This is a genomic window from Paraburkholderia sediminicola, assembly GCF_046026895.1.
Taxonomy (GTDB): Bacteria; Pseudomonadota; Gammaproteobacteria; order Burkholderiales; family Burkholderiaceae; genus Paraburkholderia; species Paraburkholderia sediminicola_C.
Window position 1 is genome coordinate 1 of record NZ_JAQQEU010000082.1, and the last position, 22437, is coordinate 22437.

Sequence of the window (22437 nt, forward strand, 5' to 3'; positions counted from 1 at the left end):
TGCTGCTCGAAACGCTCGAAACGCTTTTCGGTCCGGCGCTCTTCGCCGGCCACCTCGGTCACGCGCGCCGCCGGCGGCCCATGCCGCAGCCACGACAGCATCCGGTCGACCTGGTTGGCCGGACCCTGCAACATCGCCTCGACGGAACCGTCGTCGAGGTTCGCCACCCATCCCTTGATGCCGAGCGCGTGCGCCTGCCGCACGGTTGCGTGGCGAAAGCCGACGCCCTGCACCATGCCGCGCACTCGCACGTAGTACGTTTCGATCCGCTGATCCAGATCCGGGGCCATGCCGCCTCCTCCTCACAAACTTTCAAGCCGGCATTCTAGTCGTGTCGCGGCGAGCCTGCTCGCCCAAGCCGCGACACCCGGCGCGCGCGCCACGTACAATCCGTCGACTGTCACGCGGGGAATGGAATCAGAATGACCGAACAGAATCGCGATCTCGTGCTCGTGACCGGCGCTTCCGGCTTCGTCGGCTCGTCGGTGGCGCGCATCGCGCAACAGAAGGGTTTCAAGGTGCGCGTGCTGGTGCGCGCCACCAGTTCGCGCCAGAACATTGAGGCGCTGGACGCGGAAATCGTCGTCGGCGACATGCGCGACGAAGCGTCGATGCGCAACGCGCTGCGCGGCGTGCGCTATCTCCTGCACGTGGCCGCCGACTATCGCCTGTGGGCGCCGGACCCGAGCGAAATCGAGCGCTCGAATCTCGAAGGCACCGAAGCGACCATGCGCGCGGCGCTGAAGGAAGGCATCGAACGCATCGTCTACACGAGCAGCGTGGCGACGCTCAAGGTGACCAGCTCCGGCCAGTCCGCCGACGAAACCTCGCCGCTCAAGGCCGACCAGGCGATCGGCGTGTACAAACGCAGCAAGGTGCTGGCCGAGCGCGCGGTGGAGCGGATGATCGCCGAGGACGGGCTGCGGGCGGTGATCGTCAACCCGTCCACGCCGATCGGTCCGCGCGACGTCAAGCCGACGCCGACCGGGCGCATCATCGTCGAAGCGGCGCTCGGCAAGATTCCCGCCTTCGTCGATACGGGCCTGAACCTGGTGCATGTGGACGACGTCGCGGCCGGCCATTTCCTCGCGCTCGAACGCGGCAAGATAGGGGAACGCTATATTCTCGGCGGCGAAAATCTGCCACTGCAGCAGATGCTCGCGGATATCGCCGCGCTGACCGGCCGCAAGGCGCCCACGCTCGCGCTGCCGCGTTGGCCGCTCTACCCGCTCGCGATGGGCGCGGAAGCGGTCGCGAAGATCACGAAACGCGAACCTTTCGTCACCGTCGACGGCCTGAAGATGTCGAAGAACAAGATGTATTTCACGTCGGCGAAGGCGGAGCGCGAGCTCGGCTATCGTGCGCGACCCTACCGCGACGGCCTGCGCGACGCGCTCGACTGGTTCAGGCAAGCGGGCTATCTGAAGACCTGACCGGCCCTGAACTGGCCAATCCGGCACAGCCGTAAGCATTTTGTTACAAGTCCCGCCTCTGCGACGGGTCAAAGGGCGCGCGCAGCGGGTAAAATCGCGGGTCTTACCAGAGAAACCTCGCATGAACCTTCACGAACAGCTCGGCGCGCTGGAAATGGGCGTCGATCAGCTCATTCAGGCTGTCGTGGCCAAGCAGGCCGAAAACATTCCAGAGACATCCGCGCAAACCGGTGCGCCGCAAGCGCCGGCGGAGCCTGTTGCGTCCGACATTGCGCCTGAATCCGCGGCGAAAACGGCTACGGCCGGGACGGCGGCAACCGTCGTCGAGGACGATGCGCCGGCGTCGGACGAGCCCGCGACGGAACCCGCAGCCGAACAACCGGCCGCGCAGCTCCAGCCGACGCTGCAGATCAACCGGCCCGCGCAGGACGAGATCACGATGACGATCGGCGACCAGATGGTCGCGCTGCGCCCGGACCAGATCGGCACACTGATCGAGGAATTGTCGAACGCTCGCGCCTCGATGAGGCTGGAGCAGCCGCCCGGCATTCCGCCGGGCTGGCGCTTCGTATCGACGAAAAATCCGGTGATGGCAGTGCAGAAGCAATCGAACGGCGACCGCTTGTTGGTCATGCGTCACACCGGCCACGGCTGGGTGCCGTTCACGTTCTCGCCCGATGTGGTGATCCAGCTCTACATGATGCTGACCAACGCGTGATGTGAAAAGCGGCGCCAGGCGCCGCTTTTTTTCGTCTGCTCTCAACAAGCGTGCCGCGTCAACGCTCCTGCACAGGCGCCTGGACGCGCGCCTTCCACTGACCGCCCTTGCCACGCCAGTAGCGCACCGCCGACGCGAACGTCGCGCCGACATAGAACAACGCCACCAGCGGCAGAAACGGCGCCCACAACGGCGAGCGGCGGTAGTAGCGAAGCATCGGCGCGTAGGCGCAGCACATCGCCGCCCACGCGAGCCATGCGGGCCAGCCCAACGGACCGAGCACCAGCGCGGCAACGGGCGGCATCAAATAGATGATCGTCATGCCGGCCAGCGTGCCCGCCAGCAGCAGGGGCGAATAATGCAGCTGCGTAAAGGCGGTGCGCGCGATCATGTTCCAGATTTCACGCCAGCTATCGTATGGACGCAGCGACACGCTGCGCGCCGCCACGTCCAGCCGGATCGGATGACGCCCGGTGCCACGATGCTTGATACGCGCGGCGAGGCTGCAATCGTCGATCAGCTCGGCGCGAATCGACTCGATGCCGCCCGCTTCCTCGAGGGCGCTGCGCCGCACCAGCATGCAGCCGCCCGCCGCCGCCGCGGTGCGATTGCGCGGGTTGTTGACCCACGCGAACGGGTACAGCTTTGCGAAGAAAAACACGAAAGCCGGAATCAGCGCCTTTTCCCAGAACGAGTCGCAACGCAGACGGACCATCAGCGAGACGAGGTCGCGCTTTTCCGCATCCGCGCGGGCGACGAGTTGCACGAGCGCGTCGGCGGGATGGCCGATGTCGGCGTCGGTCAGCAGCAGGTAGTCGGCGGGCAAGCCGAGCGTGCGCACCGCCTCGATGCCCTGCGACTGCGCCCACACCTTGCCGGACCAGCCCGGCGGCAGCGGCTTCGCGCTCAACACCGTCAGACGGTCCGGGCATTGCAGCTGCAACGCGGCGGCGCGGGCGGCGTCGGCGGTGCCGTCGGTGCTGTGGTCGTCGACGACGATCACGTGGAACGCCCCCGCATAGTTCTGCTGAAGCAGGCTCGTGACCGCCTCGCCGATCACGTCGACTTCATTGCGGGCCGGCACCACGGCGGCCACGGCGGGCCACGTCACACGCGGCGTGACCGTCAGCGGCGCAGCCGGACGCGCGCGCCAGAAGCCGCCGCGCGCGAACAGCAGCACGCACCAGATCAACAGGGAGAGACATGAAAGAAGAAACAGAACCACTGGCATTAAGCACTACCCTCGATTGAACGCGCCTCTACGCCGACTCGCCGCGACAGCCGCATCACCATGGTGCGCAGCGCGACCACGCACCAGTCAAATGTGTTGAGCACCGGACGTTGGCGAAACACGTCGTAACCCGCCTTCTCGATCCGTTCGAGAAAGCGCAGGCCGCCATGCACGGCCGCGCACAGTTCGATGCCCAGCCGGCCCGGCATGCGCAACGCGAGCGGCGCGCCGCGCACCAGTGTCTGCCGCACGAACGACACCTCGTAGGCCATCAACGCGCGCCAGGCGTCGTCGGCCACGCCGTTGGCGATATGCGCTTCGGTAACGTTAAAGCGCCGCAGATCCGCAAGCGGCAGGTAGACGCGATCCTTTTTCCAGTCGGCGGCCACGTCCAGCCAGAAACTGATCAGCTGCGACGCCGTGCAGATCGCGTCGGCGTCGGCGAGATTCTCCGGTGTCGCGGCGTCTAGCAGATGCAGCATCAAATGCCCGAGCGGGTTCGCCGAGTGACGGCAATAGTCGAGCAGCGCGGCCCGGTCGGCATAACGGCTGGTATCGATGTCTTGCGCGCAGGCGTCAAGCAGATCATAAAACGGCGCGAGCGGCAGTCTATACTGTGCGACCACGCGGGCGAGCTTGCCCAACAGCAGCGGATGGACCGGCGCCGCGCGCCGCTGCGCCACCGCGTCCAGACCCGCGCGCAGATCGGCGAGGCGGGCGTGCCGGTCGGCGGCGCTGCAGTCGCTTTCGTCGGCGATATCGGCCGCGGTGCGCACAACCTGATAGATAATGTCGATAGGCGCGCGCAGCGCCTTCGGCAACAACACGCTCGGGATCGGAAAATTTTCGTACTGTTCGACGTCCATCCAGCGAGCCTCGAAACCATTCTGTAATGCGGCTCGCGATGCGCGCCGCAGGGATCACGTAGTTTAAGGGTTCCGTCAAACCGTTGCAGCGTGCCAACATGACGGCACGCACCTTGGACGCGGCGCCGCAAGGCAAGCCGCGTGTGCGGCACACGCCCGGCACAAGGGGCGCGCCAAAAGCAAAGCTGGCCTGATAGCGTTAGAATGCGCGTTTGGTTTTGCTGTACCGGCTCGTCGCCGGGGCTCAAGACGTCAACTAATTAGACGATCGCGGCGATAAAGTCACGCTTATGGACTTCTTCGCAACCCGCGTCAGTCGGAGTTCGCCCACTTATGCGAGTCATCCTTGCCCAGCCCCGCGGCTTTTGTGCGGGTGTTGTTCGTGCAATCGAGATCGTCGATCGCGCGTTACAGCAACACGGCGCGCCCGTGTATGTTCGTCACGAGATCGTCCACAACCGGCACGTGGTCGACAATCTGCGCCAGAAAGGTGCGCGCTTCGTCGAAGAACTCGATGAAGTGCCGCAAGGCGCCGTGGCCATATTCAGCGCGCATGGCGTTGCTCAAACGGTCGAGCGCGACGCAGAGGCGCGCGGCCTCGACGTGCTCGACGCAACCTGCCCGCTCGTCACGAAGGTCCATGTGCAAGGACGCCAATATGTGGGCGCCGGCCGCACGCTGATCTTGATCGGTCACGCGGGCCACCCTGAAGTGGAAGGCACGATCGGCCAGATTCCGGGCACGGTGCTGCTGGTGCAGAGTGAAGCCGAAGTCGCGCATCTGGACCTGCCGGCCGACGCGCCGCTTGCTTATGTCACGCAGACCACGCTGTCGGTGGACGACACGCGCGGCATCATCGACGCGTTGCTGCGCCGCTTCACCAACATCGTCGGTCCCGATACGCGTGACATCTGCTATGCCACGCAAAACCGCCAGGCGGCGGTGCGCGAACTGAGCAAGCAGGTCGACGTGCTGCTGGTGGTGGGCGCGACTAACAGTTCCAACTCGAACCGGCTGCGCGAGATCGGCAGCGAAAGCGGCGTGGCGAGCTACCTCGTCGCCGACGGTTCGGAAGTGAAGCCGGAATGGTTTGCCAACGTGCATACCGTGGGCATCACGGCCGGCGCTTCGGCGCCGGAAGAGATGGTCAAGAACGTAATCGATGCGTTGAGCGCATTGGGGCCTGTCGATGTCACGACGATGGCGGGCCGTGAAGAAAAAGTCGAATTCAAGTTGCCATCGAAACTGATGCAACCACTCGCCGCACGCGAAGTTTAAGGAGGACGTCTTGTCTATTCCGCTGCTACAGAAAGTCCGGGTCGGCGCATACATCATGCGTCAGCACCTCTCCGGCAACAAACGCTACCCGCTCGCCCTGATGCTGGAGCCGCTGTTCCGCTGCAATCTCGCCTGCAATGGCTGCGGCAAGATCGACTATCCGGATCCCATCCTGAATCAGCGTCTGTCGCTGGAAGAATGCCTCGGCGCAGTCGACGAATGCGGCGCGCCCGTGGTCTCGATCGCAGGCGGCGAGCCGCTGCTGCACAAGGAAATGCCGCAGATCGTGAAGGGCATCATCGCGCGCAAGAAGTTCGTCTATCTGTGCACGAACGCGTTGCTGATGGAAAAGAAGATGGACGACTACGAGCCGAACCCGTACTTCGTCTGGTCGGTCCACCTGGATGGCGACAAGGAAGCACACGATCACTCGGTGTCGCAGGAAGGCGTGTACGAGAAGGCCGTGGCCGCGATTCGTGAAGCGAAGCGCCGTGGTTTCCGCGTGAACATCAACTGCACGTTGTTCAACGACGCCGTGCCGGAACGCGTCGCCGCGTTCTTCGACACGCTGGGCCCGATGGGCGTGGACGGCATCACCGTTTCGCCGGGTTATGCGTATGAGCGCGCGCCGGACCAGCAGCACTTCCTGAATCGCGACAAGACCAAGCATCTGTTCCGCGAAATTTTCAAGCGCGGCAACAACGGCAAGAACTGGTCGTTCAGCCAGTCGGCGATGTTCCTCGACTTCCTGGCCGGCAATCAGACCTACGAGTGCACGCCGTGGGGCAACCCGGCGCGTACCGTGTTCGGCTGGCAGAAGCCGTGCTATCTGGTCGGCGAAGGCTATGTGAAGACCTTCAAGGAACTGATGGAAACCACGAACTGGGACAACTACGGCACGGGCAACTACGAGAAGTGCGCCGACTGCATGGTGCACTGCGGCTTCGAAGCGACGGCCGTGATGGACACGGTTGCGCATCCGCTGAGGGCGCTGAAGGTCAGCCTGCGCGGCCCCAAGACCACGGGCGCGTTCACCAAGGACATCCCGCTCGACAATCAGCGCCCCGCCGAGTATGTGTTCTCCCGCCACGTGGAGATCAAGCTGGAAGAGATTCAGCGCACCGGCAAGGGCAAGAAGGTGCAGACGGCTACCGCCGCGCACTGACGGTACGACGGGCGGTTCCAACCGCCCCAGGTCGCGCATAAGCAAAAAAGCGCGGTGGCTTGCTGGCCACCGCGCTTTTTCTTTACAGCCCTGAAAACCGCCTGGCCTTAACCCGCGCCGCGCGCATTATGCGCGGTCAGAAACTTGATCAGCCCGTCGATCCCGCCTTTGGCGATCTGGTCGGCGAACTGCGTCTGATACACCTGGATCAGCCACGCGCCCATCATGTTGATGTCGTAAATCTTCCAGCCGGAGGGGCCCTTGGTAAGCCGGTAGTCGATCGAGTCGTCGCCGCCGTTGCTGATCACGTGCGACTGCACGACGACATCGGTAGCGCCGGCCGGCAGGTTCACCGGCACGAACTTGAACTTCACGTCCTGGTCGCGCAGCTGCGAAAGCGAGGCGGCGTAAGTGTGCACCAGCAGCAGCGTAAACTGCTCGTACAGCTGCTTTTGCTGCTCGGGGGTCGCGGTCGACCACGGCTTGCCGACCGCGATGCGCGTGGTGCGCTGGAAATCGGTGGCGGGCACGAAGCGCGTCTGGACCAGTTCGGTGATCTTCGCCATGTCGCCGCCGCGCGCCTGGGGATCGGCCTTCATCGCGGCGACCGTGCCTTCGACGGCACTTTTTACCACCGCATCAGGCGAGCTTTGCGCGTAAGCCGCCGTGGACACCATGGCCGCGGCCAGAAAAGCAGACAGATAACGTTTCATACGGTCGCCAGAATTTGAGAGAAGTAAGCGCAGGCGGGCTTGCGAGCCCGGGGCGAAAGCAAGGTAGACCAGTATAGCGACATTGCGTTCCCGCCCCTGATTAGCGTCACCGGGAGCCACACTTGCTACCGAAGTCGGGTTGCAGCGCCCAGGCTCTGTATACTTGTGCACTTTCGTCAAAAACAACATCCGTGATAAGGCCACGTTCGCCTACATGCTGAAGTCATCTATCGTCCGTCTCGTCGCCTCTTCGGTGCGCCATCCGTTGCGGATCATCGCACTGTCGATTGTGCTCGCCATTTTGAGCAGCTTCTACGTTGTGCATAACTTCAAGATCAATACGGACATCAGCCGTCTCATCGAAACCGACAAACAATGGTCGGCGCTCGAGAACGCGCTGAGCCAGGCCTTCCCGGATCGCGGCCAAACCGTGCTGGTGGTGGTCGAAGCGCGCGCGCCGGAATTCGCCGATGCCGCCGCCAATGCGCTGACCGCCGCGCTCAAGAGCAACCCGAAGGAGTTCGTCGCGGTGTCGCAGCCCGCCGGCGGTCCGTTCTTCGAACACAACGGCCTGCTCTTCCCGTCAACCGACGCGGTGATGTCCACCACCTCGCAGCTCGTCCAGTCGCGCCCGCTCGTCAACGCCCTCGCCCACGACCCGAGCCTGACCGGCCTCGCCGGCACGCTCACCACGAGCCTGCTGCTGCCGTTGCAACTCGGCCAAGTGAAGCTCGGCGACATGAGTCACCTGCTGTCGCAAAGCGCGAACACGCTCGACCGCGTGCTGGCCGGTCAGCCGGCGGCGTTCTCGTGGCGCGCGCTGGTCGATAAGAGCATCGCCACCGATCCGGCGCGCTCGTTCGTGATCGTGCAGCCGGTCGTCAACTACGATGCGCTGCAGCCGGGCGCAATCGCGTCGCAAGCGATCCGCGACACCGCCGCGTCGCTGCACCTCGACTCCCGTTATGGCGCGACGATCCGACTGACCGGCGAACAGCCGCTCGCCGACGAAGAGTTCGCATCGGTCCAGGACGGCGCCGTGCTCAACGGCATCGGCACCTTCATCGTCGTGCTGGTCATTCTGTGGCTCGCGCTGCGCTCGGGCCGCATGATCGCCGCCGTGTTCATCACGCTGTTCGTCGGCCTCGCGATCACCGCCGCGCTCGGCCTCCTGATGGTCGGGGCGCTCAACATGATCTCGGTCGCCTTCATGGTGCTGTTCATCGGGCTCGGGGTCGATTTCGGCGTGCAGTTCGGCGTCAAATACCGTGAGGAGCGCAACCGCGACAACCGGCTTTCCGCCGCGCTGATGCATACCGCGCACAGTATCGGCGTGCCGCTGACGCTCGCGGCCGTCGCGGTCGCGCTGAGCTTCTTCTCGTTCCTGCCGACCGCGTATCGCGGCGTGTCGGAGCTCGGTCAGATCGCCGGCGTCGGCATGTTCGTCGCGTACTTCACCAACATGACGCTGCTGCCGGCGCTGCTGAAGGTCTTCAACCCACCGGGCGAAACCGGCTCGCCGGGCTTCAAGCAACTCGCGCCGGTCGACGATTTCCTCGATCATCACCGCAGACCGGTGCTGATCGGCACGCTGATCGTCGTGATCGGCGCAACGCCGTTGCTCACGCATTTGCGCTTCGACTTCAACCCGCTGCATCTGAAGGACCCGCACACCGAATCGATGGCGACACTGCTGTCGCTCAAGGACTCGCCGGAAGCCGCGGTCAACAACGTGCATGCGCTGGCGCCCTCGCTCGCCGAAGCCGACCAGCTGGCCGCGCGCGTGCGCGCGTTGCCGGAAGTGGGTCGCGTCACCACGTTGAGCACTTTCATCCCGAGCGATCAGCAGCAAAAGATGATGCTGATCGCGAGCGCCGCGCAGCAACTGTTGCCCGCGCTTCAGCAGCAGCCCGCGCCGCAGGCCACCGACGCGGTGCGCGTGGCCGCGCTCAAACGCGCATCGAACCAGCTTTCGCTGGCCGCCGAGGATCATCCTGGTCCGGGCGCCGCGGAAGCCCAGCATCTATCGGCGACGCTGCAAAAGCTGGCCGCCTCCAACGCCGCCACGCGCGATCGCGCGGAGACCGCGATGTCCGACACGCTGCGCATCGCGTTGAAGCAGCTGGAAAACCTGCTGCAGCCAACCGAGATCACCCGTGAGAACGTGCCCAGGGAAATCTCCGCCGCGTGGGTCTCGAAGGACGGCCGCGCGCTCGTCGACATCGGGCCGAAGGTCCAGCCCGGCACCGATCCGAACGACGACGCGATGCTCGCGCGCTTCGCGCATGCGGTGAAGAAGGCGGTGCCCGGCGCGATCGGCGGGCCGATTTCGATCCTGCATTCGGCCGACACGATCATCAAGGCATTCCTGCAAGCCGCCGCCTACGCGCTGCTGTCGATTGCGATCCTGCTGTGGATCGCGCTGCGGCGCGTCAGCGACATGCTGCGCACGCTGGTACCACTGCTCGTCTCGGCGCTCGTCACGCTGGAGTTGTGCGTGGTGTTCGGCATGCCGCTGAACTTTGCGAATATCATCGCATTGCCGCTGATGCTCGGCGTTGGCGTGGCATTCAAGATCTATTTCGTGATGGCCTGGCGCAACGGGCAGACCGGCCTTCTGCAATCGAGCCTGACGCATGCCGTGCTGTTCAGCGCGGCGACAACGGCAACCGCGTTTGGTAGCCTCTGGCTGTCGCACCATCCGGGCACGTCGAGCATGGGTCGGCTGCTGGCGCTGTCGCTGTTTTGCACGCTGATCGGCGCGGTGGTGTTTCAGCCGGTGCTCATGGGCAAGCCGCGCCAACGTCGCGCGAAGCAAAAAGGAATATAAGCATGAATTTGCGTAACACCGCGCTTGCGCTTGCCGCCACGGGTCTGATCAGCGGTTGTGCAACCGGCCCTGACCGCAAGCCCGGCGACCCGTTCGAACCGGTCAACCGGGTCGTGTTCAATTTCAACGACGGCGTGGACCGCTACATCGCCGAGCCGGTTGCCAAGGGCTATCAGAAGGTGACGCCGCAGCCGTTGCGCACTGCCGTCAGCAACTTCTTCTCGAACCTGGGCGATCTGACCAACGCCGCAAACGCCCTGCTGCAACTGAAGATCACCGACGCGACGGAAGACATCATGCGCTTCGCGTTCAACTCGGTCTTCGGTCTAGGGGGCCTGCTCGACTGGGCAACGCCCGCGGGCCTGCCCAAGCACCACCAGGATTTCGGTCTGACGCTCGGGCACTGGGGCATTCCGTCGGGCCCGTATCTCGTTCTGCCGCTGTTCGGGCCGAGCACCGTGCGCGACAGCATGGGCCTCATCGTTGATGTGAAGTTCAATCCGTTGAACTACATGGAACCGGCGGTGCGCAATCCGCTGTATTTGCTGCAGTTCGTGAGCACACGCTCCGACCTGCTCGGCGCCACCAATCTGTTAACGCAGGCCGCGCTCGACAAATACTCGTTCGTGCGCGATGCGTACACGCAACAACGCCGCGCGCGTCTGCGCGGCACTAGCGAGGACAACGCCGCGCCGTTGCCGAATTACGACGACCAGGGCGACTCCGGCGCGGAGTCGCCGGCCGCTGGCGCACCGGCCGCCGGTGCACCGGTCGCGCTGCCGAACTACGCGGACCCGGGCGACGCCGCACAAGCTCCGAACGCGGCCTCTGGCGCCGCCACCGGCGCCCCGGCCGGCGTGCCCAACTACAGCGATCCGGGCGACACGCCTGCCAGCGGTGCGGGGGGCGCAGTGCCGGCGACACCGCCGGCTGCGGCACCAGCAGCCGCGTCGGGCACACCGGCGCCGCCCCCTCAAACCGCACCGGCTGACGACAAACAACCGGCTTCGGCACCTGTTGCGCAATAGGGATGGAGGAAGGAAACGCGCTGGAGAAGTACGAAAGCGCTGCGGGACGCCCAGAATGGGTGTCCCGCGAAGGTTAGCTAAAAGCTGGTAAGACTGAACAGAATCCCATACCACATCGGCACGCGCTAAGGCGGGACACCGCCGCCCAGCGGCGCTCCCGAGCCGATCAACTACCTCAATGCAGGGCGTCCGCCTCAGCGCGCGCCGCCAGCCTCTCATCTTCGACGGCCACCGCGCCTTGCGGCACCCGCCGCGAACTCTCGCGATAACGCGCAAACGCCTCGTCTGCAAAACGGATCTGCGTGCGGCCGTGCGGCGCGGGCTCGCCGTTTTCGTCGAGATTGACGAACACCATCTTCTCGACGGTCAGGATGCTTTTACGCGTGATCTTGTTGCGCACTTCGCAGCGCAGCGTGATCGACGTGCGGCCAAAATGCGTGGCGGTCATGCCCAGCTCGATGATGTCGCCCTGGCGCGCGGAACTGACGAAGTTGATCTCGGACATGAACTTGGTCACGACACGCTGATTGTCCAACTGACAGATCGCGTAGATCGCCGCTTCTTCGTCGATCCAGCGCAGCAGGCTGCCGCCGAACAGCGTTCCGTTGGGGTTGAGGTCTTCGGGCTTGACCCACTTTCTGGTATGGAAATTCATTTGGCACTCCGTGTTTGGGGCTCCTGGTCGGCGGGTCTGCGCTCGCGAACCTAGGGTTAACACCGATATAGTACCAAATATAGGGGTTTTCCCTAGTATTTCAACGGCTGCTGAATTTTCGCGTGACGATCAGCGCTGAAAACCACGTGCCACTCGGGCTACCGGCTGCCCGTCAAAGCGCCGTCATCATGCGCAGAGCCCCGGCCTCGGCCAGCGCCTGTCGCGCCTGCACCAGCGAAGTCCGCGCGGCGCGGGCGTCGACCGCGACCTGGAGCAGCGCGCGGAGTTGCGACGGTTGTCGCAGCAGCTCGCGCAGAATCGGCCCGAGCGCCGTGCTGCCGTCATCGCGCAGGCCAGCCGTCGCGGCGGACGGCAGCGTGCGCCATGCCGGGTCGATCACCGCGCGGCACACGGCGAACGGCAGCCCATGTGCGGCGGCCGTCGCACCGGCGATGTGCGACTCCATATCCACCGCCAACGCGCCCGCTGCGAGATGCAGCGCGCGCTTGTCATCTGCGGTCACCAAGGGCACGGTAACCGCCGCCATTAGGCCGCGCCGCAGACGCACCGCGAGCGGCCCTGCGGCTATCGCGGCGGCAAGCCTGTCAGCCCATTGCCGATCGGTTTCGAGCCGCCCAAACGGCCCTTCGATGGCGTTCGCGACGATCAGCGAGCCCGGTTCCAGATCCGGCGCCAGTCCGCCCGCCGTCCCGAAACTGACGATGCCCGCGCAGCCGCGCGCGACCGCCGCACTCAGCGCCCGTTCGAGCAGATCGGCGCGAGCCGCGTAGACCACCTCGACGCCCTCGCCGCGCGCGATCCGCGCTTCAAACGCCATGCCCGTTACCACGATCACCGGCAGGCCACTGCGGCCGGCATCGGCTGACGGCGTTGTCGAAAGCGGCATCCGTTACATCCCGACCGCGACGCGCGTGAGTCCGTTGCGCTTCAAATGGCGGAAGCGTGCCAGCGCCCACAGCGGGAAGAACTTGCGATAGCCGTGATAGCGCAAATAGAACACGCGCGGGAAACCGGTCGCGGTGAAGCGCGTTTCGTCCCACAAGCCGTGCTCGCGCTGTTCACGCTGCAAATAGTCGATGCCGCGCGCGACAGCTTCGTGTTCGACCTCGCCCGCGGCCATCAGGCCCAGCAGCGCCCAGGCGGTCTGCGAGGCCGTGCTCGGCGCGCGCTCGTAGCCGCGATAGTCAAGCTTGTAGCTCTCGCCGCCCTCGCCCCAGCCGCCGTCCGGATTCTGGATCGACAGCAGCCACTGTGCGGCGCGCTTCATGCGCGGGTCGTCGTGGGGCATGCCGGCGGCGTTCAGCGAACACAACGCGGTCCACGTGCCGTAGATGTAATTCAGGCCCCAACGTCCGTACCAGCTGCCGTCCGACTCCTGCTCCTGCAGCATGTACGCGAACGCGCGTTGCGCCGGCTCGCTGTTCTGCGGCAATTCACCGAGTTGCGCGAGCATCGAAAGACACCGGCCCGACACGTCCGCAGTCGGCGGATCGAGCAACGCGCCGTGGTCGGAGAATGGAATGTTGTTCAGGTAGTACTGGGTGTTTTCCGGCTCGAACGCGCCCCAGCCGCCGTCGCTGCTTTGCATGCCGACCACCCATTCGCGCGCGCGCGCAATGGCTTGGCGATCGACCGCGGATTGCGTGAGCGCCGCCGAGCGCTGCATCGCCATCACGACCACCGCCGTATCGTCGACGTCCGGATAGTGCGGGTTGTTGTACTGGAACGCCCAGCCGCCCGGCCGCACGTTCGGCCTGCGCGAGATCCAGTCGCCGCGCACGTCGAGAATCTGCAGCGGACGCAGCCACGCGAGTCCGCGTTCGGCGGCCTGCTCGGCATGCGCTTCGCCGGTTTCGAGCAGCGCGTGCGCCGCGAGCGACGTGTCCCACACCGGCGACAAGCACGGCTGGCAATATGCTTCGTCGTCCTTGATAACGAGCAGTTTGTCGAGCGATTGGCGAGCGATCGCGCGATTCGGATGATCGGCCGGATAGCCGAGCACGTCGTACATCATCACCGAGTTGGCCATCGCCGGGAAAATCGCGCCGAGGCCGTCTTCGCCGTTCAGCCGCTCGTCGACGAACGCCACCGCCGCACGCACCGCGCGTTCGCGCGTGGCCTTCGGGAACAGGCCGTCGAGCGCCCGCACCACCGCGTCCACGCCGCGGAAGAAGCCGAACCAGCCGGCGTGCTGATGCGGCGCCCGCTCGTTCATGCCGGTGTTGACCGGCGCGCCGCGAAACAGCTCGTCGATGCGCACGCGGCGCGGGTTGCGCGCGAGCGGCCGCTTCGCGTTGAGCACCAGCAGCGGCACGATCACGGTACGCGCCCAGTACGACACCTTCGACAGATGGAACGGGAACCACATCGGCAACAGCATGATCTCGACGGGCATCATCGGGACGGCGCGCCACGACACCACGCCGAACAGCGCGAGCAGAATTCGCGTGAAGACATTCACGTGTTCCGCGCCGCCGTGGGCCAGAATCGCCTCGCGCGCGCGGACCATGTGATCGGCGTCGGCCGGGTCGCCAATCATCTTCAGCGCGAAGTACGCCTTCACGCTCGCGCTGATATCGAGCGCGCCGTCGGCGAAGAGCGGCCAGCCGCCAGTGGGCAACTGGATGCGGCGCAGATAGCGCGCGATCTTCTGCTCCAGTTCGAGGTTCGGCGTTTCGCCGAGATAGTGAACCAGCAGCACGTATTCGGCGGGGATCGTCGCGTCGGCTTCGAGTTCGTAGACCCAGTGGCCGTCCGGTTTTTGCGCGGCGAGAATGGCGTCGGTCGCGCGCGTGATCGCGGCGTCCAGCGACGCTGTCGACGCCACGGCAGCCGGCTTTTCGGCTTGCGGCTGCGCTTGGGTCGCGAGCGCCGCGCCAGCGGATTCAGGCAGGTCGGCGTCTAGCGCCTGGGCTTGAGATAAATCGTTCATCGGCGTTCCATCGGTTCATTCAGCAACGTATCCGCGGCCTTCTGGCCGGAGCGGATCGCGCCTTCAATCGTCGCGGGCAGGCCGGTGGCCGTCCAGTCGCCCGCGAGCATCAGGTTGTTCCAGCGAGTGCGCGTGCCCGGACGCAGCGTTTCCTGGTCGGGCAACGCGGCAAACGCCGCGCGTTTTTCCATTACGACCTGCCAGGCCGGCATCGGCGCGGCAGGCAGATTGGCAGCCTGGGCCACCTCGGCCCAGACGCTGCTCGCGAGGGCTTCGTGCGGCACGTCGAGCAGACGCTCCGCCGCGTTCACCGTGACCGACAGGCGGTCGTCGAACGCGATCAGCCATTCTGCCGTCGAGTTGAGCAGACCGGTGACCGGCGGCACCCCGAACGGCGGCTCCACCGCGAAATGCACGTTGACGGTCGCGGCGAAGCGGGTGGGCGCCCGCAGACCCGGCACGAGGGTCGGTGCGATCTCCGGCGGCAACGCGAGAATCACCGCCTGGTTGGCGTCGAGCGCAATGTCGCCGTCGACGAAATTCAGCGCCTGCACGCGGCTACCGTTGGCGGCGAAGACAATCTCCCTCAAGCGCGAACCCAACTGGATGGTCGCGCCGCCGTGTTGCAGCAAGCGCAACGCCGGATCGACGAACGCGCTGCCCAGGCCGTTGCGCGCCACCAGCGGCCGGCAGGCGAGGCCGCCGGCCAGCAAGGCCTCGCGTACCATCGCGCCGGTCAGCTCGGCCGACGCTTCACGCGGCTCGACGTTCAGCAGCGCGTGCAACAGCGGCCTGAGCAGCCGGTCCCACAGCGGGCCGTTGCAACGCATGGTCTGCGCGACGCTGCGCCCGGGCTTGGCGAAAAGCAGTGGCACGAGCGCCAGATAGTCGCTTGGGCCGGTATTCGGCACGCGCGCGCTCGGGTCGAAGATCCACCACGGCACGCGTCCCGGCGACAGTCGCACGCTCCAGCGCGCCCGCGTGGCGAGATCCACGAATGGAAGCTCGGGCTGCTGCGGGCCGACGAGTTCGTCGGCGGCGCCGATCGCGCGCGCATAGTTGAGCGTCGCGGCATTGCCCGACAGCACCATGTGATTGCCGCTGTCGATGGTCGCGCCCAGCTTCGCGTCGTAATACGAACGGCAGCGGCCGCCCGCCTGGGCCGCTGCTTCATGCAGCACAACCTGGGCGCCGCGCCGCTGGAGCTGCACCGCGGCGGCCAGACCGGCGAGGCCCGCACCGACCACATGTACGAGCTTCGGCATCAGCTCAGAAGAGCGCGTAACGCGCGACGATCCACAGCATGCGCAGCTTCGGCTTGCTGACCTTCGTGCGAGGAATGTCGAAACCGCGCTCCAGCGTGCGTTCGAACAGCAGGCGATAGACGCCCGACATGATGCGCGGCGCCCGCACATGGCTGCGCGGCTCGCGATCCATGATCGCGTCGGACGCGGCGAAGTGTTGCCGCGCGCGCTCGGCGAGCGACGCGCACACGCGCGGCAGCGACGGATCGTCGGCGATCTGCGCGGGGTTCGTCACCGCGATGCCTTCGCGCGCCAGCAGCTCATGCGGCAGATAGCAACGGTTGATGCCGGCGTCTTCGTCGATATCGCGCAGGATGTTGGTCAGTTGCAGCGCGCGGCCCAGGTGGTGCGCGAGCAGCCGGCCGGGCTCGTCCTGCATCCCGAATATCCTCACCGAAAGACGGCCCGCCGCGCTGGCGACACGGTCGCAGTAGAGGTCGAGCGTGGCTTCGTCGGGCGCGCAGATGTCGGTGGCGGCGTCCATCGCCATGCCGTCGATCATCGCGTGAAAGTCTTCGCGCTGCAGATGAAACGTGTGAATGTGCCGCGTCAGCGCGCGCAACGAAGCACGCGGCGCGCCGGCGTAGCACGCGTCGATGTCGGCACGCCAGCGTTCGAGCGCGGCGGCGCGTTCGGCGCGCGGCATGTCGCTGTCGGCGATGTCGTCGACAGCGCGGCAGAAGGCGTAGACCTGATACATCGCATCGCGTTGCGCGGCCGGCAGGATGCGCATGGCGAGATAGAACGAGCTGCCGGACGTGGCGGCAGCGGCGTCGATTTCTGTATCGTCCACGACAAGATTGGAAACAGCCAAGACGTTCTCCGCTGGAGGCGCCCGCTGAAAGGCGTTCAAAGAGGGTTGATGCCTACCCGCAGGGCAGGCAGCACTCGCGCGCGGACAGGCGCGAAATACCCGGCTGGGAAGCCGGAAACGGCGAAAAGTATATCAACGTTTGCAAGACGCCGCAGTTTCGCGGGTGAATTGGGGCAGGAAGGAAAGCTTGGCTGCGTGGCGGACGACGACCGGCGGTGTGCGATGCGGCGTGTGCGTCGCGTCGTGTGCTTTGGCGGCGAGACAGACCGTTCCGGGCGGCACAGTCCGCCGCCGATTCCGCACCTTGCCCCACGCCGTCAGCCAAACGAGACCGAGCGATTGCGCCCTTGCCGCTTCGCGCTGTAGAGCGCCGCATCGGCTTCGTTGATCAGCACGTCATACGCCGGCACGCCCACGCGCGCCGCCGCGCCGCCGACGCTCGCCGTCACCGGGACGCTCGTGCCCTGCACCTCGACCGGCGTATCGGCAATCACGCCGCGGATCTTCTCCGCGACGCGCATCGCGTCGGCAAGCGGCGTACAAGGCAGCAGCAACGCGAACTCCTCGCCGCCGAAACGCCCGAAAATGTCCTGCGCCCGCACCACCTCCGCGACACGCTGCGCCATCACGCGCAGCACCGTGTCGCCGACGCCGTGGCCGAACTGATCGTTGATCTTCTTGAAGTGGTCGAGATCGAACAGCAGCATCGACATGTCGCCGCCATAGCGCTGCCAGCGCGTGAATTCATCGCGCAGACGCGCTTCGAAGAAGCGGCGGTTGGCGATGCCCGTCAGACCGTCGCGGTCCGCGTATTCCTGCAGCTTGGCGACAGCCTCCTCGCGCTCGCGCTGCACGATGCTCACGTGCGTGACATCCGAGATCGTCACGCACACGGCGACCACTTCGCGATCGCGCGTGAGCGGCATGAAGGTGACGTCCTGCTGCATGAAATCGACGCCACCGGTAATCGGCCGGTCGTGATCGAACCGGAACAGATACGGCCGCTGTTCCCACGAGCTGAACGCAAAACTGCCGAGCTGAAACACGCTTTCCAGCTTGCGCGACAACCACACGCGCGGCAGTTCCGGAAAGTGCGTGAACAGCGACCTGCCGACCACCTGTTCCGACGACAGCCCGCTGTGGTCCTGCATGAAGCGGTTCCACATGAGCACGTTCATCTCACGGTCGAGCACGAAGATGCCGAAGCCGACGCGCTCGACCACCAGATCGCTCAACGAATCCACGGACACGGTCATAGGCTCGACAGCAGCGCGTCGAGCGCCACGCTCATGTGACGGATGGACTCCTCGGCCATCAGCACCACGAGGTGCGCGCGAAACGTGTGGTCCTCCAGCGCGAAATTCACCTCGACCAGCAGCGCGACTTCCCATTGCAAGACACCGGGCTGGAACACGTCGTCGAGGGTCATCGCTTCGCCGAGCAGGCCCGGCGCGGAGAATACCGGCGTACGGCCGAGCTGGTCGAGAATCGACGACACGCACGCGCCCGTCAGCACGTTGGCGACGTCGAACATCAGTTCCGTTTGACTCACCGCCTCGTAGCTCGAACGCGCGTACGGATCGCTGACGAGCGAGCACAACTGCGCGATGCAGTCGCTGCGGCAGATCACCAGCGCCTCGCCCTTGATGTCGGAGCGAAAGCCCTGGCGCACCGCGCTCACCGTGTCCTCGATCCCGGTCATCTGGCGCAGCGCCTGCGCCGCCTCGCTGACCGCCACCAGCTTCACGCGCGGCACGGACAATTCGATGAACGAATCGAGCAGCCGCGCAAGCCGCGTCGCGGCCTGGCCCATCGCCAGATTGGCGACCTCTTGCAGCGCATCGCGCTGGTCTTCAGTGAGGATTGGCTCAGACATACAACCCGTACTCCTTGAGGATGGGCAGTACCGCCTCGGGCGTCACAGGCTTGGCGATGAACGCGGCGGCGCCGAGCGCGCGCACGCGCGCCTGGGCCATCGGCTGAACGTCAGCGGAGACGACGATCACAAAGGTGTTCAGATCCTCGTGCTGCAATGCTTCCAGCACCTGATAGCCGGTCATGTCCGGCATCGTCAGGTCGAGGAACATCACCGACGCCTTGCCTTCGCGATACAGAGCGAGCGCTTCACGCCCGTTCGATGCGTAGGACACGTGGACCTCCCAGTCCGGCGGCAATGCCCGGGTGAGCACCTTGCGGGCAAGCAGCGAATCATCGGCGATCACAATGGGCAAAGGCATGGGGGGCTCGGAACAGCGAGATTATCTGTTACGCATTAACGGCGAATCAGGACGATTTCTTTAGCGCAAGCGCTGTCGACTCGCGGTAAAGGGCGATGTATCGGGCTGGGACGCAGGTTGCCGAGGGCGAACGGGGAGCGGGCGCGGTGACGCGCCTTTGATGGATCGGACGCGCCCGTATGGATATGAGTACGCACCTTGGACGACGGCTATGACCGGCATGTTCGAAGCCCACCCCGTAGATCGATCTGCGCGGCTTCGTGGATCAGGCTGGCCCCCTGCCGCGCGTGGTTCCGCGCGCTCCTCGGCGCATGCGTAGTGACGCATGCTCTGGAGGCCCTCGCGGCGACGCCGTCCGAACATGGCAGACGGATTTTTATCGTGGAACATATTCTCGAAGCAAAACCGCGCAAAGGCAACTCGTCAAATTGTTATTCATTAAACACATTTTCCCACGGGACGCGGTTTCTAAAAATGTTTCAATAGCTCTGAAAGACTTTCTTTGCCATTTATACTTTTGACTACGTTTGCGCTTCCGGATTCGTCGCTGTTTAAAGAACAGACGAATGCCCGCGCCAGCGCCGGACTCTGCGCCGAGGTAACTTCTACCGCCGCCCTGTGTATGCTTCCTCTGTATGTAGCCGGTTGCCGGCCTTTTGGTCCCGAATGATTTTGGCATTATCGAAAATGACACCAGACCGGTTCGACCCGCCTCGCGCGAGCCGCTTGTTCCGCGGTTCCCGCCGCTCGCGCCGCACGCTTGCTCAAGCGGACGGGGCGTCGTTTCCCGTCGTGCCGGAGCAGAATTTCCACGTCCGGCGCATCACGCTGATCGCGCTGCTCGCTGCGGCGATCGTGCTGCCGTGCGTGTATGTCGCGGCAATGGCGCTCACCGATCTGCGCACGCGCGAGGCCGACGCCACCGACATGACGCTGCGCACGGTGCGGATCGCGGAAGAGCACGCGCTGAAAGTGTTCGACATGAACGAGACGCTCGACGCGCGCATCATCGATCTGACCGAAGGTCTGGACGACGACGGCATCCGCGCCCGCGAAGCCGAGATTCACGACAAGCTGCGCACGATGGGCGGCGGCTATCCGCAAGTCGCCGCGGTGTCGATCTTCGGGCACGACGGGGACTTGCTCGCCAGCAGCCGTTATTACCCGTCGCCGATACTATCGATCGGCCAGCGCGACGACTTCGTCGGCATTCGCGGCGGCAAGGATCTCGAACACGTGTCGAAGGTGATGACCGGGTACGTGCCCGGCGAACAGGTGTTCAACATGGGCGTGGAGCGGCGCGCCGCGGACGGCGCGTTCGCCGGGGTGGTCTCGGTGGCGCTGCGGCCCAGCTACTTCGACGCGTTCTACCGCGAACTGCTCGGCGGCGGCAGCAGCACGCCGATGATCATGAGCCTCGTGCGCACGGACGGCGCGATCCTCGCGCACTATCCGCGCAGCCCGCGCGAGCCCACGGCGATGGCGCCGGGTTCTCCATTCGCCGAAGCCATCGCGCAGGGGCGGCGGGCCGGGGTCGTACGCATGCGCTCGAACGTCGACGGCGACAATCTGATCCTCGCGTTCCGGCATGTCGGTTCGTATCCCGTGTACGTGCTGTGCGGCTATCGCACCTCAGCGATCTGGGCCGCGTGGTATCGGCACCTGAGCGTGCTGATCGTGTCGATGTTCACGCCGTCGATCGCGCTGTGGTGCGTGATCTGGCTGTCGCTGCGGCGCCTGGGCGCCGAAGAGGAAGCGTGGGAGCGCTGGCAGGCCGAAGCGTCGATGCGCCGCTCGATCGAATCGGCGTATCGCCAGTCGCGCAAGATGGAGGCGCTCGGTACGCTGGTCGGCAGCGTCGCGCACGACTTCAACAACCTGCTGATGATCCTCTCGTCGAACGTGCAGATCGCGCGGCGGCTCGGCGTGGCCGGGCTCGACCGCGAACTGTCGGCGATGGAGCGCGCGCTCAAGAGCGGCCAGTCGCTGACCCGGCAATTGCTCGGCGTCGCGCGCAAGCAGCCGTTGCGCACCGAAACGCTGTCGCTCGAACGCTGGCTGCCGGCGTGCCGCGAATTGCTGCGCGCTTCGCTCGGGGCGAAGGTGTCGCTCGTGATCGATCCCGGCGTCGAGACCTGGCCGATGCGCGTCGACGTCGCCGAACTCGAACTGGCGCTGATCAACGTGGCCGTCAATGCGCGCGACGCGATGCCGAACGGCGGGCGTTTCACGTTGCGCGCGAGCAATATCACCTTCCGTCACGAGGACGGCTTTCCGCTGACCGGCGACTTCGTGCAACTGTCGCTCGAGGATACCGGCGTCGGCATGGCGCCCGACGTGCTGGCGCGCGCCTTCGAGCCGCTTTTCACGACCAAGCCGAAAGGCATGGGCACCGGCCTCGGCTTGCCGCAGGTTTTCGCGTTCTGCGAGAGCTCGGGCGGGCTGGCCGCGATCGACAGCGCGGTCGGCGCGGGCACCTCGGTGCGCCTGTATCTGCCGCGCGCCGCCGCCGAGCCCGAGGCGCCCGAACCGGCCGAAGCGAGCGCCGACGTGAGCGCCCCGGCGCAGGGGCTGCGCATCCTGCTGGTCGAGGACAACGCAGAAGTGGCCGCCGGCACCGAAGCGCTGCTGCAGATGATGGGCCACCAGGTCACTTGCGTGTTCAACGCCGACACCGCGCTGCATCTGTTCGACGACGCCAATGCGCGGCGGGCGCGCACCGGCGAGCCGCTGCCGTTCGATCTGGTGCTATCGGACATTCATATGCCGGGGAAGATGAACGGCATCGATCTGGCCGAGGCGATCCTGGCCTTCGACGTGAAGCTGCCGGTGATTCTCGTCACCGGTTACGCGGAAGAACTCGACCGCGCGCGGCGGGTGGATGTGAGGGTGCTCTCCAAGCCATTCGATATCGGTTTGCTGGAAAAGCTGCTCGAAACGATCCAGCGCGACGTGGCGCAGACGGGCAGCGATCCGGCCACGCATCCGGCAACGTAGGGCAGCGTCGGCGGGCTGGTGCGGGCTCTCCGGGCGTCGACAAGCTCACGCGAGCCGGGTGTCATTTACCTGCGGTTGTAAAAGCGTGGCGGCGCGGCAGCGCATTTTATGCGCGGGTTTGAGCAACCGGCTCCGCGCTGGCTCGCGTGACGGGGCGCGCGGCCGCGTGACCCGGCTCCGGCATGATCGTTGCAGCGCAAACCTACGAGGAGGGC

At 65.6% G+C, this 22437-nt stretch carries 19 protein-coding genes; 7 read left to right on the plus strand and 12 right to left on the minus strand.

Annotated features, from left to right (window positions below; genetic code table 11):
- A partial coding sequence (locus PQR02_RS33760) for an acylphosphatase (RefSeq protein WP_408241989.1) occupies positions 1-290 on the minus strand: 290 nt, incomplete at its 3' end.
- Positions 291-422: 132 nt separating this feature from the next.
- Here PQR02_RS33760 and hpnA point away from each other — a divergent pair.
- Both hpnA and PQR02_RS33770 read left to right on the plus strand, forming a co-directional pair.
- Complete coding sequence (gene hpnA, locus PQR02_RS33765; RefSeq protein WP_408241992.1) at positions 423-1433, plus strand: hopanoid-associated sugar epimerase; 1011 nt, start codon at positions 423-425, stop codon at positions 1431-1433.
- A 121-nt stretch (positions 1434-1554) separates the two neighbouring features.
- Positions 1555-2151, plus strand: coding sequence for a hypothetical protein (locus tag PQR02_RS33770; protein ID WP_408241994.1), 597 nt, complete (start codon positions 1555-1557; stop codon positions 2149-2151).
- A gap of 58 nt (positions 2152-2209) precedes the next feature.
- Here the strand turns inward: PQR02_RS33770 and PQR02_RS33775 are convergent, their stop codons facing one another.
- Positions 2210-3382, minus strand: a complete 1173-nt coding sequence (locus PQR02_RS33775) for a glycosyltransferase (protein ID WP_408241996.1) — start codon at positions 3380-3382, stop codon at positions 2210-2212.
- Entirely contained in the window at positions 3382-4248 is an 867-nt protein-coding gene (gene hpnC / locus PQR02_RS33780; protein WP_408241997.1) for a squalene synthase HpnC, read from the minus strand. Before hpnC ends, PQR02_RS33775 begins: the two co-directional genes overlap by 1 nt.
- Before the next feature lie 333 nt (positions 4249-4581).
- Between hpnC and ispH the strand changes: the two genes are divergently transcribed.
- Together ispH and hpnH are read left to right on the plus strand one after the other, a co-directional pair.
- Positions 4582-5526: a 4-hydroxy-3-methylbut-2-enyl diphosphate reductase gene (gene ispH / locus PQR02_RS33785; RefSeq protein ID WP_408241999.1), complete on the plus strand. Its 945-nt coding sequence runs from the start codon at positions 4582-4584 to the stop codon at positions 5524-5526.
- A gap of 10 nt (positions 5527-5536) precedes the next feature.
- Positions 5537-6691 (plus strand): adenosyl-hopene transferase HpnH, encoded by a 1155-nt coding sequence (gene hpnH / locus PQR02_RS33790; RefSeq protein WP_408242001.1) that lies wholly within the window; start codon positions 5537-5539, stop codon positions 6689-6691.
- Between the two features lie 107 nt (positions 6692-6798).
- On the opposite strand, the gene PQR02_RS33795 is transcribed toward hpnH, so the two are convergent.
- Entirely contained in the window at positions 6799-7404 is a 606-nt protein-coding gene (locus PQR02_RS33795; RefSeq protein ID WP_408242003.1) for an MlaC/ttg2D family ABC transporter substrate-binding protein, read from the minus strand.
- A 214-nt stretch (positions 7405-7618) separates the two neighbouring features.
- Between PQR02_RS33795 and hpnN the strand changes: the two genes are divergently transcribed.
- Entirely contained in the window at positions 7619-10234 is a 2616-nt protein-coding gene (gene hpnN / locus PQR02_RS33800) for a hopanoid transporter HpnN (protein WP_408242005.1), read from the plus strand.
- Between the two features lie 2 nt (positions 10235-10236).
- The gene (locus tag PQR02_RS33805) at positions 10237-11262 is read left to right on the plus strand and encodes an MlaA family lipoprotein (protein WP_408242007.1); all 1026 of its coding nucleotides are present in this window, start codon (positions 10237-10239) and stop codon (positions 11260-11262) included.
- A gap of 175 nt (positions 11263-11437) precedes the next feature.
- On the opposite strand, the gene PQR02_RS33810 is transcribed toward PQR02_RS33805, so the two are convergent.
- The 8 genes from PQR02_RS33810 to PQR02_RS33845 form a co-directional block, all read right to left on the minus strand.
- The gene (locus PQR02_RS33810; protein WP_408242009.1) at positions 11438-11917 is read right to left on the minus strand and encodes an acyl-CoA thioesterase; all 480 of its coding nucleotides are present in this window, start codon (positions 11915-11917) and stop codon (positions 11438-11440) included.
- 172 nt (positions 11918-12089) lie between these two features.
- Complete coding sequence (locus tag PQR02_RS33815) at positions 12090-12824, minus strand: phosphorylase (RefSeq protein WP_408242011.1); 735 nt, start codon at positions 12822-12824, stop codon at positions 12090-12092.
- A gap of 3 nt (positions 12825-12827) precedes the next feature.
- A complete protein-coding gene (gene shc / locus PQR02_RS33820; RefSeq protein ID WP_408242013.1) occupies positions 12828-14870 on the minus strand; it encodes a squalene--hopene cyclase in 2043 nt (680 codons plus the stop codon).
- Positions 14867-16135 carry a hydroxysqualene dehydroxylase HpnE gene (gene hpnE, locus PQR02_RS33825; RefSeq protein ID WP_408242015.1) on the minus strand — a complete coding sequence of 423 codons (1269 nt, stop codon included), beginning with the start codon at positions 16133-16135 and terminating at the stop codon, positions 14867-14869. Before hpnE ends, shc begins: the two co-directional genes overlap by 4 nt.
- Positions 16136-16139: 4 nt before the next feature.
- Complete coding sequence (gene hpnD / locus PQR02_RS33830) at positions 16140-16988, minus strand: presqualene diphosphate synthase HpnD (RefSeq protein WP_408242017.1); 849 nt, start codon at positions 16986-16988, stop codon at positions 16140-16142.
- Positions 16989-17305: 317 nt separating this feature from the next.
- Complete coding sequence (locus PQR02_RS33835; RefSeq protein WP_408242019.1) at positions 17306-18244, minus strand: GGDEF domain-containing protein; 939 nt, start codon at positions 18242-18244, stop codon at positions 17306-17308.
- On the minus strand, positions 18241-18864 hold the full coding sequence (locus PQR02_RS33840; protein ID WP_408242021.1) for a chemotaxis protein CheC: 624 nt from the start codon (positions 18862-18864) through the stop codon (positions 18241-18243). The genes PQR02_RS33835 and PQR02_RS33840 overlap by 4 nt, the downstream gene beginning before the upstream one ends.
- The gene (locus PQR02_RS33845; protein WP_408242023.1) at positions 18857-19225 is read right to left on the minus strand and encodes a response regulator; all 369 of its coding nucleotides are present in this window, start codon (positions 19223-19225) and stop codon (positions 18857-18859) included. Before PQR02_RS33845 ends, PQR02_RS33840 begins: the two co-directional genes overlap by 8 nt.
- Before the next feature lie 687 nt (positions 19226-19912).
- On the opposite strand from PQR02_RS33845, the gene PQR02_RS33850 reads away from it, so the two are divergent.
- The gene (locus PQR02_RS33850; protein ID WP_408242025.1) at positions 19913-22222 is read left to right on the plus strand and encodes a hybrid sensor histidine kinase/response regulator family protein; all 2310 of its coding nucleotides are present in this window, start codon (positions 19913-19915) and stop codon (positions 22220-22222) included.
- Positions 22223-22437 lie beyond the last annotated feature (215 nt).

Coding starts and splice junctions, on each gene's coding strand:
- hpnA (WP_408241992.1), top strand. CDS start 423: ATGACCGAACAGAATCGCGATCTCGTGCTCGTGACCGGCGCTTCCGGC.
- PQR02_RS33770 (WP_408241994.1), top strand. CDS start 1,555: ATGAACCTTCACGAACAGCTCGGCGCGCTGGAAATGGGCGTCGATCAG.
- PQR02_RS33775 (WP_408241996.1), bottom strand. CDS start 3,382: ATGCCAGTGGTTCTGTTTCTTCTTTCATGTCTCTCCCTGTTGATCTGG.
- hpnC (WP_408241997.1), bottom strand. CDS start 4,248: ATGGACGTCGAACAGTACGAAAATTTTCCGATCCCGAGCGTGTTGTTG.
- ispH (WP_408241999.1), top strand. CDS start 4,582: ATGCGAGTCATCCTTGCCCAGCCCCGCGGCTTTTGTGCGGGTGTTGTT.
- PQR02_RS33795 (WP_408242003.1), bottom strand. CDS start 7,404: ATGAAACGTTATCTGTCTGCTTTTCTGGCCGCGGCCATGGTGTCCACG.
- hpnN (WP_408242005.1), top strand. CDS start 7,619: ATGCTGAAGTCATCTATCGTCCGTCTCGTCGCCTCTTCGGTGCGCCAT.
- PQR02_RS33805 (WP_408242007.1), top strand. CDS start 10,237: ATGAATTTGCGTAACACCGCGCTTGCGCTTGCCGCCACGGGTCTGATC.
- PQR02_RS33810 (WP_408242009.1), bottom strand. CDS start 11,917: ATGAATTTCCATACCAGAAAGTGGGTCAAGCCCGAAGACCTCAACCCC.
- PQR02_RS33815 (WP_408242011.1), bottom strand. CDS start 12,824: ATGCCGCTTTCGACAACGCCGTCAGCCGATGCCGGCCGCAGTGGCCTG.
- shc (WP_408242013.1), bottom strand. CDS start 14,870: ATGAACGATTTATCTCAAGCCCAGGCGCTAGACGCCGACCTGCCTGAA.
- hpnE (WP_408242015.1), bottom strand. CDS start 16,135: ATGCCGAAGCTCGTACATGTGGTCGGTGCGGGCCTCGCCGGTCTGGCC.
- PQR02_RS33835 (WP_408242019.1), bottom strand. CDS start 18,244: ATGACCGTGTCCGTGGATTCGTTGAGCGATCTGGTGGTCGAGCGCGTC.
- PQR02_RS33840 (WP_408242021.1), bottom strand. CDS start 18,864: ATGTCTGAGCCAATCCTCACTGAAGACCAGCGCGATGCGCTGCAAGAG.
- PQR02_RS33845 (WP_408242023.1), bottom strand. CDS start 19,225: ATGCCTTTGCCCATTGTGATCGCCGATGATTCGCTGCTTGCCCGCAAG.
- PQR02_RS33850 (WP_408242025.1), top strand. CDS start 19,913: ATGACACCAGACCGGTTCGACCCGCCTCGCGCGAGCCGCTTGTTCCGC.